The organism is Christensenella sp. (assembly GCF_034927525.1).
Lineage (GTDB): Bacteria > Bacillota > Clostridia > Christensenellales > Christensenellaceae > Christensenella.
The window spans coordinates 1-12,573 of record NZ_JAYFPU010000025.1; the positions used below are offsets into that span (position 1 = coordinate 1).

At 47.3% G+C, this 12,573-nt stretch carries 14 protein-coding genes; 5 read left to right on the top strand and 9 right to left on the bottom strand.

What is annotated here, in order from left to right:
* The 7 genes from VB081_RS00835 to VB081_RS00865 form a co-directional block, all read right to left on the bottom strand.
* On the bottom strand, positions 1-1,121 hold a 1,121-nt coding region (locus VB081_RS00835), incomplete at its 3' end, for a dihydrolipoyl dehydrogenase family protein (RefSeq protein ID WP_323398976.1).
* Between the two features lie 96 nt (positions 1,122-1,217).
* Complete coding sequence (locus tag VB081_RS00840) at positions 1,218-2,201, bottom strand: zinc-binding dehydrogenase (RefSeq protein WP_323398977.1); 984 nt, start codon at positions 2,199-2,201, stop codon at positions 1,218-1,220.
* Positions 2,202-2,384: 183 nt separating this feature from the next.
* Positions 2,385-3,614 carry an InlB B-repeat-containing protein gene (locus VB081_RS00845; RefSeq protein ID WP_323398978.1) on the bottom strand — a complete coding sequence of 410 codons (1,230 nt, stop codon included), beginning with the start codon at positions 3,612-3,614 and terminating at the stop codon, positions 2,385-2,387.
* A 301-nt stretch (positions 3,615-3,915) separates the two neighbouring features.
* Complete coding sequence (locus tag VB081_RS00850) at positions 3,916-5,439, bottom strand: recombinase family protein (protein WP_323398979.1); 1,524 nt, start codon at positions 5,437-5,439, stop codon at positions 3,916-3,918.
* A 2-nt stretch (positions 5,440-5,441) separates the two neighbouring features.
* Entirely contained in the window at positions 5,442-5,825 is a 384-nt protein-coding gene (locus VB081_RS00855) for a type II toxin-antitoxin system death-on-curing family toxin (RefSeq protein WP_323398980.1), read from the bottom strand.
* Positions 5,822-6,064, bottom strand: a complete 243-nt coding sequence (locus VB081_RS00860; protein ID WP_323398981.1) for a type II toxin-antitoxin system Phd/YefM family antitoxin — start codon at positions 6,062-6,064, stop codon at positions 5,822-5,824. The genes VB081_RS00855 and VB081_RS00860 overlap by 4 nt, the downstream gene beginning before the upstream one ends.
* Before the next feature lie 56 nt (positions 6,065-6,120).
* The gene (locus VB081_RS00865; RefSeq protein ID WP_323398982.1) at positions 6,121-6,489 is read right to left on the bottom strand and encodes a helix-turn-helix domain-containing protein; all 369 of its coding nucleotides are present in this window, start codon (positions 6,487-6,489) and stop codon (positions 6,121-6,123) included.
* 177 nt (positions 6,490-6,666) lie between these two features.
* On the opposite strand from VB081_RS00865, the gene VB081_RS00870 reads away from it, so the two are divergent.
* The 5 genes from VB081_RS00870 to VB081_RS00890 all read left to right on the top strand — a co-directional run bounded on the left by VB081_RS00870 (position 6,667) and on the right by VB081_RS00890 (position 9,768).
* On the top strand, positions 6,667-7,566 hold the full coding sequence (locus VB081_RS00870; RefSeq protein ID WP_323398983.1) for an RNA polymerase sigma factor: 900 nt from the start codon (positions 6,667-6,669) through the stop codon (positions 7,564-7,566).
* 347 nt (positions 7,567-7,913) lie between these two features.
* A complete protein-coding gene (locus tag VB081_RS00875; protein ID WP_442872690.1) occupies positions 7,914-8,231 on the top strand; it encodes a plasmid mobilization protein in 318 nt (105 codons plus the stop codon).
* Entirely contained in the window at positions 8,222-9,361 is a 1,140-nt protein-coding gene (locus VB081_RS00880; protein ID WP_323398985.1) for a relaxase/mobilization nuclease domain-containing protein, read from the top strand. Before VB081_RS00875 ends, VB081_RS00880 begins: the two co-directional genes overlap by 10 nt.
* Positions 9,362-9,398: 37 nt before the next feature.
* Complete coding sequence (locus VB081_RS00885; protein ID WP_323398986.1) at positions 9,399-9,581, top strand: hypothetical protein; 183 nt, start codon at positions 9,399-9,401, stop codon at positions 9,579-9,581.
* A gap of 13 nt (positions 9,582-9,594) precedes the next feature.
* The gene (locus VB081_RS00890; RefSeq protein WP_323398987.1) at positions 9,595-9,768 is read left to right on the top strand and encodes a hypothetical protein; all 174 of its coding nucleotides are present in this window, start codon (positions 9,595-9,597) and stop codon (positions 9,766-9,768) included.
* A 183-nt stretch (positions 9,769-9,951) separates the two neighbouring features.
* Here VB081_RS00890 and VB081_RS00895 read toward each other — a convergent pair whose 3' ends face one another.
* Positions 9,952-11,544 carry a helix-turn-helix domain-containing protein gene (locus VB081_RS00895; RefSeq protein WP_323398988.1) on the bottom strand — a complete coding sequence of 531 codons (1,593 nt, stop codon included), beginning with the start codon at positions 11,542-11,544 and terminating at the stop codon, positions 9,952-9,954.
* A gap of 38 nt (positions 11,545-11,582) precedes the next feature.
* Positions 11,583-12,573 (bottom strand): extracellular solute-binding protein (locus VB081_RS00900; RefSeq protein ID WP_323398989.1); only part of this gene is annotated, 991 nt, incomplete at its 5' end.

A 12,573-nucleotide genomic window follows, 5' to 3' on the forward strand; every position in this document is an offset into this window, starting at 1 on the left:
TAGGTGAACCAGCCTGTCATGTCAAGTTCGCGTATCACATATTTCTCAGGCTGCCGCTGCGCCTCACTAACATCGATTCCAACCTGTGCCAGCTTAGGGCTACCATAAACGACGGTCGCGACCGGGGGATATACGATGCCCGCAGCCTGTTCATCCAAAATCTTTTTCGCAATATACTGGCCTTCAAATTTTGCCACCGGCGTCAGCTTCGGCTGTTTCTTGTCAATCACATCGCCGCAGGCAAAAACGTATGTGTTTGATGTCTGCAGATACTTGTTCACCGAGATCCCTCTTTTGCCGTAAGCAACGCCAGCCTTTTCCAATTCCAATTTTTCAATATTGGGCACCCTGCCGGCCGCACATACAACATAGTCGGCCTCCGCCGAATAATCGTCGCCGCTCAAAATAAATTGCCCGTTTTCTTCCTGTACCCGCCCGATCTCCGTATCAAACACAAAGCGGACGCCCTTTCCCTGAAACGCCGTAACCATCTCCGATACCATATTTGCGTCAAAGCCTTTCAGCGGCCTGTTATTGTGATGGATGACCGTCACCTCGCTTCCTGCAGCGTTGGCGATCGCCGCAAGCTCAAACGCAATATATCCCGCTCCTAAAAAGGCCATCCGCGGCGGCAGTTCCTCCATCCCAAGAAAATCCGTACTCGTTTTCAAATATTCTTTCCCTTCGATATCCAGAATGCCCGGACGCTGCCCCGTCGCTATGATAAAAGCGTCCGCTTCAATCACCGTACCACCTACGTCTATTTTCCTTTCGTCCACAAAGCACGCGCTGCCCGCGATCGTATCGATTCCGTTTCCCTGCGCCTCTTTTTTGAACGCCTCCGGAAACGGATCGGTAAATGTGCGTTTGAAGGCCAGAAGCTCGGGCCAGTTAATCGATCGAATGGGCGACAATCCCTTGCCGGCAAGCTGGTTGTTTCGTTCCACCGCTTCCATACCCGCGACAAATACTTTTTTGGGGTCGCATCCCCTGTTCGGACACGTCCCGCCCCACAAATCTTCTTCGACCAGCGCTACACTTTTTCCGCCCTCTTTTAAGGCATATGCCGCGCTGCTTCCGCCCACTCCCGATCCAATGACGACCACATCATATTTTTTCATCACACATCCTCCGCCACAATTGCCGCATTCCTTAAATCCTTTGGCATAAAGTCTTCTCCCTATACTTAATACCATACCGGGCACACGATTGTAAGATCAGTTGTCTTCGTTCACTACCACAACTTTTCCTTTTGCCTCTCCAGATTCCACCAGTGTGTGTGCCTGCCGGATCTGGCTAAGCGGAAATATATGAGCAGGCGCTACATTCAAGTCATGATCATGGACGAAGCGAAACATTTCCTGTATCCGTTGTGCGATAACATCTGTGTTTGCAAAAATCGTCAAATATGTTTCAGATTTGATTTGTTCCATCGGCGCCCATTTATCAAACTCCCACTCGCCGCCCATTTCTCCTGTCATGCAAGCGATTCCTCCTTCGCAGAGCAATGCAAGAGAATTGTTAAGTGTAGTCGTTCCCACCATTTCCAGCACCTTATCCACACCGTTTGGACAGAGCCTAAACAGGTCGTTGCTTACGTCATCCTGTTCTTTGATTATCTTATCAGCCCCATGCTCCCTAAGCATTGCACCTTTCGCCTCCGGATTACGTGTCGTGGAAATAACGGTGGCTCCCAGCGCTTTTGCAACCTGCAGCGCCGCAATGCTGACCGTACTTGTGCCGCCGCGAATAAGCAGCGTTTCGCCCTTTTGCACGCGCAGTGCGTTCACCACCGAAGAATACGCCGTATAGTAGGTCTCGGGGATCGCCGCCAACGTGGGCCAGTCATAGCTTCCTGCCGCATCGTTCACAGGATAAATATTCTTTGACGGTATGAGCGCGTATTCTTCATAGCTGCCGTCAAATTCTCGTCCCAGCCCGCCCATCAGCGTAACAACCTTCTGCCCTTTGGCAAAACTGCTGTCCGAGGGATGTAAAATTTCTCCAACACATTCAATGCCGATCACGCGCGGAAGTTTTACAGACGGGGACTGTCCAAGCCTTGTGAGCACCTCACTTCGTCCAAGCCCGAATGCCCTAATCTTCATCAGTACCCAACCGGGTTTCACTTCAGGAATGGGGACCTCCTTGATTTGCAGAACATCCACGCCGCCGGGTCGATCAATGACTACCGCTTTCATAACCTGTCCTCCTGAATCATTTCATGTTTTTCTATTTGGTATGGTTGACATGGTTAACCATAAACCAAGTAACAAATATGCAATCAAAAAAGAGAAAAAGCAATTTGGCTTTTTTACGGTTTTACGCAAAAGCGCCGTATGGATTATTCCACACGGCGCTTTCTACGTTTATCTGTTTTGTTTTTATTTATTCTGTTTTTCTTTTTTCAATTTTCTAGCCAACAAGGTTACCACTCCAGCACCCGCTGCTACTGCGAGTAAGATATAAAGCCCTGTATCCAAAGCTGAATCACCTGTTTTTGGCGGCTTCACTTCACTTGTTGTATTTGTCCCACTACTCTCTTTTTCCCCGTTGTTTTCATTGCTTCCACTATTTTCATTGTTTCCATTTCCAACCGTGGTCCATCCGGCATAAAGCGTAAGATCACTGTTTACTTCATCTACCGCAAAGTTCCATTTTTGTGTTACCGTTTCATCTACAAACCAGCCTGTAAACACATAACCTTCGCGTGTCGGTTGTGGTGGAGACGTAATAGTACTTCCTTCCTCAATTCCTGTGACTGCATTAACAGCACTTCCACCCCGAGAATCAAACTGCACTGTATAGGTTAAATGGGCGATTGGAGCCTCAGCCCATGCTGCCCACAGTGTTGTATTTGCTGTCACTGTATGACTCGCAAAATCCCAAAATATTGGATCGCCGCTTCCATCTAAGCTGTGGTACCAGCCTGCGAAAACATATCCCTCACGCTGTGGATCTGCCGGTCTGCTGGTAACCAAACCGCCATCTGGAACGGTTGTCTTGAACCAGGTTGGATACGGCGTTCCATCATCAGGATCAAATGTAACGATATGACCTACTTCCCATGCGGCCCACAGTGTTGTATTGTCTGTCACTGTATCAGTTGCAAACTCCCAAAATACTGGATCTCCATTTCCATCTAAGCTGTGGTACCAACCTTTGAAAATATATCCATCTTGCTGTGGATCCACCGGTCTGCTGGTAACCAAACCGCCATCTGGAACAGTTGTCTTGAACCAGGTTGGATACGGTGTTCCATCATCAGGGTCAAATGTAACGATATACTCATCTCCAGCTGCATAAACAATTACAGCATCTTCTTCTCCAGTTACTCCATTTTGATCAACATCAATTGCTTCTTCTGGTTCTAACCCGGATGCGTCATTCTCCAAGCCTTCATTTTCTCTAGCAACGAATTCTTGAGATTCTTCTTCCCTGCTTTCTGACGGCTCAACCGTTGCTTCCTTTCCCTCTCCCGTGCTTTCTGTGTACGAGGTTTCCGCAACCCCCTGAGTCGCCTCATTTGCATAAGCAAAGCTAGACACTCCGAGTACCAATAGAACAGAAAGCAATATAGCAACTAATCTATTCGTCTTTTTCTTTTTATTCATATTACTACCACCCTTCCTGTAGGTATTGTATCTCTCAATAAAATACTGTATATGGATTATATTTTTTACATATATATTTATAAACGTAAATGAATACCCGCCTAACAATAGTTACGAAAATTCACGAATGATTCATATTTTTCTGTTTGGCGGAAAGGGTGGGATAGTTTATACTGCGCCTGTGGCTTGTATTCACATGAACACCCCAGCGTGCCTTCTCTTGTACCTTCGGTACAATTCACCTTGCCCACGTGGGTTCTCATCTTTTCATCAAAAAAATAAAACCCCACTTCGTAGGGTTTTACATTTTTGGCGGCCCACTTGCGTCCAAATGCGAACCCCTGTAATCAGCTATGTTAAGCACATTTTCAAAGGTAGTGCCGTCCACTTCCGCACTTAATAGCTCCGATAATGATATTGTTTTGGTATTGTTTTTGTAGTTGAACGTAATCACCAGCTTATCGTCATACAGGAAAATCGAATTGACGAATATATCAATCAACCCGCTGCGGAATTGTGGATCGGTCACATCGCCATCCTTAAAACGGCTAATCCAGAAAACAATATGTTCTTTTGTCAGTAACGGCTTTTCAATCTTTTCTTTTGCAATGGATATTTCCAGATCAGCCTTTTTTTCTTCCAGTCCGTCCAGCCGTTCCTTTGCGGATGCGTTGGACATTCCTTCTTCCACAGCATCCAGCAAATTGGAAATGCGTTTTTTGACCTCTTTAAGCTGTTTTTCCAGCAGAGGAAGTATGGTATTCTCTTTTTCTTGCAGTGCAACGATGCTGTCTGCCATTTGGTCGATCATGCTGTCGTTTAATACATATTCTTTCGTCAGCGTCACAATGGCATTTTCAATCCAATCTTTGCGGACGGTCTTTTTGTCGCAGGACTTTTTGTATATCATATTGCCGCATTTGTAGTAATGGTGGACTTTTCCCGTTTTGCTTGTGCCGCCCACGCCAACCATCATAACGCCGCATTTGCCGCAGAACAGCTTTGTTGTCAGAATATATTCCTCGTCCGCTTTCTTCGCGGCTGGTCTGTGCCGGTTTTTGTTCATGCGTTCCTGCACACGGGCAAAGATTTCTTCGGATACCAAAGCAGGCATACCGCCCGGCTGCACAACATCGCCATGCCTGTATTCGCCCATATAGCGGCGGTTTTTGAATAGGTTGTGCATGCTGCTTTTGTTGGTGTATTTATACTTTGAATTGGTAAGCACACCCTTTGCATTGAGTATTGCGGATATTTCTTTCACCGTCTGCCCATCAGCGTACCTCTCGAACATCTCACGAACAATAGGCGCGGTCATGGGGTCTAATTCAAACAATTTGTTTTCATCCACCCTGTACCCAAACGGCACAAAGCCGCCATTGTAACGGCATTTCAAAGCGTTTTCGGTTTGTCCGCGCTTGATCTTTACCGACAATTCAGCGGAGTAATATTCCGCCATACCCTCAAGAATCGCCTCAAGGATGATACCCTCCGGCCCCTCGGATATGTTCTCCTTTGCGGAAACCACCTTCACGCCATTACGCCGCAGCACGGCACGGTGGATAGCTGAATCTGTCCGATTCCGCGCAAACCGATCTAATTTCCAAACCAGTACGACCTCAAACTGTTTTTTGGAGCTGTCTGAAATCATCTTCTGAAATTCCGGGCGATCATCCGTTTTGGCTGATAAAGCACGGTCAATATATGTATGCACAATCGTCATGTTGTGTTTGTCGGCATATTCCTTGCACTCGCGTAGCTGCCCCTCAATGGATTCCTCGCGCTGATTGTCGCTGGAATACCGGGCGTAAATCACAATATTCATCCTTACTCTACCACCTTATGATTTTCTATCCACTGGAAAATCCGTACCGCGTCAATTTTCCCCTCGGCTGTACCCATAGCCAAATCAATCAATTCTTTTTGTGTATATTCAATTTGAATATCATTCATTTCCAACAGCACAAGCAGTACCAAAGCGCCTATCCGCTTGTTCCCATCCACAAAAGCATGGTTAGTAATGAGGGAAAATATCTGCCGCGCTGTCTTTTCTTCTATGCTCGGATAAAGGTCTTTGCCCTCAAATGTAGCATAGGCATGATAAATTGCAGATTCAAGCGTTCCAATATCCCGCAGACCATCTTTGCCGCCTGTCCGCTTGATCAGCAAATCATGCAGGTGCATGACCTGATCAACATCAAGCGTAATCATTTCGCCAGCTCTTTCATTGCTTTCATATTTTCATCCAGTATGCGGTTTGCAACTAAATCCAACTTTTCAAACTCGGCTTTCTCCATTTGCTCATAGCGGGAAATATCCAGCACAACATAACGCGGGGAATTGTTTTTCAATATTACGACCTTGCCTTTTTCATCCACCTGCCGCGCGATTCTGGAAAAATTTTGATTGGCTTCCGTTAAGGACGCCATTGCATCACTGTTAATCATCATAGCTTATCACCTCGTATATATTATACATCAATCATAGGATATATACAACCTATTATTTATTCTTCTTTTACTCCGCCCATACTGAGCATCATTTCCTTTAATTTAGCGCTTACAGATGAGCGCGGGTCAAAGCACATCTCTATAAATTCTTTCCAGTCTTCTTCTTTTGCAATACGCTCTTTCAGTGCCTGCGGCTCGTAGCTGTATAGCTTTCCCTGCGGCTGGTCTGTGCGGCAAAGGATATAATCCAAAGAAACATCGAAATAGTCCGCATACCATACCAGCACCTTGTAGGGCGCATCCGCCTTGTCCGTTTCATACCGCACAATGGTTGACTGTACAGTGCCAATCATTTCCGCGATCTTTGTTTGCGGCAGCTTTACGCTCTCGCGCAACCCGCGTAATCTGCTCCCTGGTGTTTCCATGCAAAACACTCCTTTGAAATTGATATTTTCAGTATATGCCTATATTAGATGTATGTCAATCGCATATTACAATATACATATATTTATATTGCAATGTGAAATTTAACGGAACATTATATACATAGTAGTGCCGATAATATTTAGAAGCACCTATTTTCAAGGAAGGAGGACACATACATGAGAGAATTTTTTACCGACCACTATGATATGCAAGGCTTATTCGCCGTACCCGCAAGCATGGTCGCCCCGCGTCCGTACAGGGGATTTGAATACCTGTATTCTTTCTACCTTTTGCCGTGGGAAGTTATCGGCGCAACGCGGCTTAAGGATATGCCCCGCAATCCGCTGCAAGTCATTATGGATGATTACTGGCGACGCACTTATACCAGCGACTACTTCAAGGAAGTGATCAGCAGGGGTTGGGGAAAGCTGCTATGGCCGTATTTGGGTATTCCCGGCAGGATGGACGATTACGCTGCGGATTCCTTTTTCTATACAGTAGCAACGTCATACTTGAATTGGTTTATGGTATTGGGTAAGCTGGGTTATCATCCGCGAAACCTTACGGCTGCAAACAATGGCAGTACGTTTATCTTTTGCCCCTATGACGATGTGGTCGGGCTTGCCGGTAAAATGGTGGACGCGTTCAAGACCGAATCCCAATTTGAGGAAATACGCGACATATATTTGCAATACCCCGACTTCGATGATTTCGAGCAAAAGCGTAAAAGCCGGGTCAGAGTGGATCATTACAGGAAGTATTATCATACCCGTACCAAGGTCGGTATTATGGAGCCATTGGAATACCATCCGGACGCCGGGGAAACAATAGACCCTAAGGACGATATTATCAGCAGAGTTGATTTCGACCGCTTCAAAAATACCCTTTCCGAAAAAGACCGGGCTATCGTTGAACTTCTGGAACAAGATTACACCCAAAAGGATATTGCCCAGGCTTTGGGATACGCAAACCATAGTGGAATATCCAAAAAGATCAAAACGATTGCCGAAAAGTATTTGAGCTTTACCGACGAACAACAAGGCCGCCGGGATTTTCTTTCGGGCGATAATGTCTAATACCCATGTCTAACAACTGAAAATGTAGCGAAACACCCGCGAGATGAATCGCGGTTTTTTTGTTTTTCAACTAAACCGAATGGAGGTGGTTTGAATGAACAGAGAGCGATTGCTGCGTGACCGCAGCACACTCCGATACAGCAGCCCGCGCTGATGTATCGGAGGGATGGCAAGCTCCCCGTGTGCTATAGCACACGGAGGCTTGCAAGGGGAAATTCCCCTTGACCCCTTTGCGGTGGAGTCGGCAAGCGAAGCGCGCCGTGAACGACACCCATGCAAGACTTCCCCGCAAGTAAGCGCGGTAGCGCGCAACAAGCGGATGGAAGCTACTGCTCGCTGATGCTGGAATGGAGGTGGTCTTTACGGCAAACAGAAAGAGGAAATATATGCTGGGCATTATGGTAACAGAACGTGAGCGAGAGCAGATCAGGCGCAAGGTGGAGAAGTCCGGGCTATCCATGCGGGAATACCTGCTGCGGTGCTTATCCGGCAAAGAGATCATTGTGAAGGAGGGCGGACTGGAAATATTGCGGGAACTGAAAAAGCAGGGTAACAATCTGAACCAGATCGCCTACATGGTAAACACCGGGCAGATCAGGGATTGCTCCGCAGAACTGGCGGAAATCCATGCCGAACTGCGGGAGGTGAGAAAGGAATGGCAATAATCAAGGCGATCAATTCCAGTGCCGGGATCGGTGGCATTTTGGACTATATCCGGGATGAAGAAAAGACAACACCTGCGCTGATCGGCGGGTACAACTGCAATCCGCAGACCGCCACTGAAGAAATGCGCGATACAAAAGAGATGTGGAGAAAAACCGGCGGCAGGCAATACAAGCACTTTATCCAGAGCTTTCCGGCGGATGAGGTCATTACGCCTGCCGAAGCGCACCGCATCGCTGGGGAATGGGTTGCCCAAAACCCTGTCTTTCAGGGCTACGAGGTCTGTTATGCCACACATACAGACCGTGGGCATGTCCACACCCATGTGGTGGTGAACTCCGTTAGCTTTGAAACCGGGAAGAAATTCCGCTATTCCAAATGGCACTTACAGCAGATGAAAGATTTGTCGGACAGCATTTTGGAAAAGTACGGAAAAAGTATTTGCCAGAAGAAAGATACCATCACTGCCTTTAAGATCGGAGCGTACCGTGCCATTGAAAAGGCGGTGCAGGGCAAGTACGCAGTAGGTTCCAGCCGTTCTGCTGCGCCCTATGGACTTGCATCACGGGGAACCCTTGCATACGACGTACCAGCGGCTCGTCCCTCGCCGGGTTCGTCAGCAAGCTGGCTGTATGACACGGCGGTGGCAGTGGATAAGGCAATGACCGCAGCGACCGGCAAGGATGAATTTATCAGCATTATGGGCGGCATGGGCTATACCGTAAGCTGGCAGGACAGCCGCAAGTATATCACGTTCATCAATGCCGACGGCAAGCGGGTACGTGACAAAGTGCTCGCCAAAACATTCAAAATTCCAATATCGAAGGAGGAGCTTACAAATGAATTTTCAAAGAAGCGAACGACTGGAAGAAATACAAGAACGGAAGCAGGCGAAGTACGACCAGACAGAAGACACGCTGCTTCTGCTGGAGGTCGTCGAACTCATGGAGAAGTGGCAAGACTACGCACAGAGCTGGGACGAATTTCAAAAATCGGTGAATCAGATGATGAACGGGCACGGGACGTTGATGCAGGACAAGCTGGAAAATCTGATAGACAGCAACGATCTGCTGACAGAAACGCTGCACATGAAACTAAACCAATTCACCGGGAGACTGGACGCAGCCGCTAACAGGTGTACGGGGTACGCAGAAGCCGCCATATCCAACATGCAGAAGGCTGCAAAAAACTACAGCTCAAAAATCGAGGCCGACACTCGCCGGGCGCATGAAGTCAATGAAAGCTACTGGCGCAGCCGCAGCAAGCGCAACACCGGCGTTATTCTCTATCTCGCTATCACTCCCGCGCTTATATTACTCGACTTTCTATCACGCTCATTCGGATGGTTTTAAGGAGGAATGCCTATTGAACAAGAAACCGCACCTTGAAAACAGAAAAGATGATTTCCAGATACCCAAGTCCGCTTTGGATTCCCTTGCCCGGCGGCTATACCCCGCCATTCGCGAATATTTTGAGAGCGAAGAAGGCCAGAAAGAATTTGAAGAATGGAAAAAACAGAGGGAACATAAAAAGGAATAACTGCTAACCAAATGCCCGCCGCCCGGCTACCACGACAGCCGGGCGGCGGGCATATTTTTTGCGATCACGTCCATCAGTGAAACGCATAGGTGATGAGCAATGATGCCCTAATACTGTGGGCGTCATGGATGACATAGGCGCAGTAAACGCGACTCACGCAAGGCTTGCTATTAAAACAGTATTTCACTGTTCATGATTCATCATATTCACATAAACCATCAATTCCTTGAGTGAAGAAACGCCGAGTTTTGCGTATATATTTCTGTTGTGGAATTTAACCGTATTGATAGAGATGAACAATTCGTCGGCTATCTGCGCTGCCGTGAATTTTTTCATGTAAAGGTTGAACACCATTTCTTCCGTCATTGTCAGCGTATTAAGGTTTTCCAGAAATCGTTCGTATGCTGTAACGATCGGTGCGTTTTGGTCGGTTGATTTCAAACCGGCATCCTGTTCCGTCGCATGGAGTTTCGATTGCTCCAGCTTGGTTGCAAGCGTTTCGCGCTCGTCGTCCAGAGCTGCAAGATACTCCAAGAGGTCGTCTATTTCCAGAAGCCCTATACCGCCGGATGTTTTGCCGGATTTTACATCTTTCAGTCCGCGCAGTATTGGCGCAACGTACATTTTGCTCATAACCATGCTCCCAAGAACAGCGGATAAAATAAGCAGCAGGATGATGACGAGATTCTCCCTGTCGCTCCGCGATTTTTCCGCATCGTAATCGGCCTTGGGTATCATCACCGCTACAATATGTTCCTGCCCTAGCGGCGAGATCCGCACGGGTGTTTCTACACCAATGTATGCGCCTCCATCAGCTACCGTGTACTCCTGAAAATCCACACTGGAAGCAAATGCGGATGATCCCGACATATTGCCGTGGTATCCTGCCATATGCCCGCTCGTCAAGCCGGAGCTTACATCGATCCCGGTGCCTTCCCGTCTTGCCAGTATACCCATCAAATTGGGCAGCGTTTCGGTGTGTGCAAAGCGAAGCTTGTAATATTGCGCACTGATTTCAAATCCACAGATACCGTAAACTGTTCCGTCATTCGCAACAATAGGGACACACAAAAGCATGACGTCTTCCCATGTGCCGGGCAGTTTTGCTGTGTTGGTGAAAATAAAGCAAGAATTTAAATCCGGGTTCGCTTTTGACATTGCCATGTCATACGATGGAAAATCATCCGTGTTGTATTCCAGTTTCCACATATTATGCAATTCCAGATGCCGGGAGCGGCCCACATCAGTATAACCGCGGAACAAAACAAGTTTGGGATCGGCAGGCCTTTGTACGTTTACATTGGCTATTTTTATATACGTTCCGGCTCGGGAAGAGCCGGCATTGGGGAGGGCGGGATTTGCGGTAGCGTCAAATAAAAAATATACGCCGGAACAATCGGTTTGCTTCAGCCATGTATAAATTGTTTCATTCAGGGTTTGCTCCAATAAGGCTATGGCGTCAGGGTCTCCATTCAATTCCGAAAATTCGTATTTCTCGTCTTTTAGCCAGTCGCTTATCTTGGAGCCAAGCTCTTCGGACATCTGAATGCCACGCGCGGCTACATGGTCAAAATAACTGGTTATATCTTGCTCATATACAGAAAGATGAAGCGATAATGATGCAGAGGTGTCCTGCTCGATAACAGAAAACCGCCCGAACAACATGACGACTCCCATAAAGATAGTGATCAGCAACAAAATCAAAATGAATGTATACAGGAGAAGCCGCCTTTGCATCGTACCTGTCAGACCCTGCATAAACTTCTTGATACGCAAAGCGGCTCCACCTCCTCTGTGATATGTGCCGGGCGCGGTTACTGAATTGCCTGACGCATCGACTCATAGCTCTGTGCAACTAAAGCGTCTATCGCTTCGTTTCCGGATTCGTATTTGCTCCGCGAGTCGTCAAGTATGGTGATAGAATTTTCATAAAATGCCCATAAAATATCATAGTACCCGTCCACCACCGGCGGAAGATAGAATTGATAGGTATCGCGCATGGTATCCATAGCTTCATACAGGCTCTTATATGCATCGCTTTCAAATTCATACTCTTGAATCGCGTCAAAGGCTGCGCTTTGAACGGGCATATAGCCCGATTGGGTAACAAAACGGAGATTTGTTTCCCCTTGGGAAATCCACTGTGCAAATAGCAGCGCAGCGGCTTCTTTTTTTTCGTCGCCTTTCATTGCCGCCAACCCGGCTCCCTGCTGCATAGCCAGTTTGTTTCCATTTTCTGTGACAGGGCATGGCAGTGCTTTAATCACCAACGGCTCGGTTGTGTTGTCGCGATAGGTCACGGTATCCTGAAAATACATAATGCTGGCTGTGGAGCCAACACCGGCAACAATATCCCCCGTCATCATGAGGACAGTCTCGTAATTATCCTCCACACGCAAATATCCGGAAATAGCGGCGTCGGCCAGATTCTCCCATTGTGTTTTGAAGATGGGATCATCAAAATTTAATCTATCACCGCTGAATGCCGACCCGCCCAATGCCGTCGTGTTGATTTGGCAGTAATTCAAAAGCTCATCATGCATCACAAAAGTTTGCCCGTCAGACCAATCATAATATTTTTCCGCTACCTCAAAGACTTCCTCCCAGGTAGCCAGATCAGTATAGGTTACGCCGCAGTCCGCCGCAAACCGATCAAAAATCGTTGCGTTTACAAACAGCGCCTCGGAAGATTTTGCAACCGGAAACACCAGCAGCTTGCCTTCCACTCTGCCTTCCTCAATAAAAGAAGGTATGTATTCAGCCAATTCATTGTCTGTAAAGGCTTTGTCCCATTCAATTAACCGA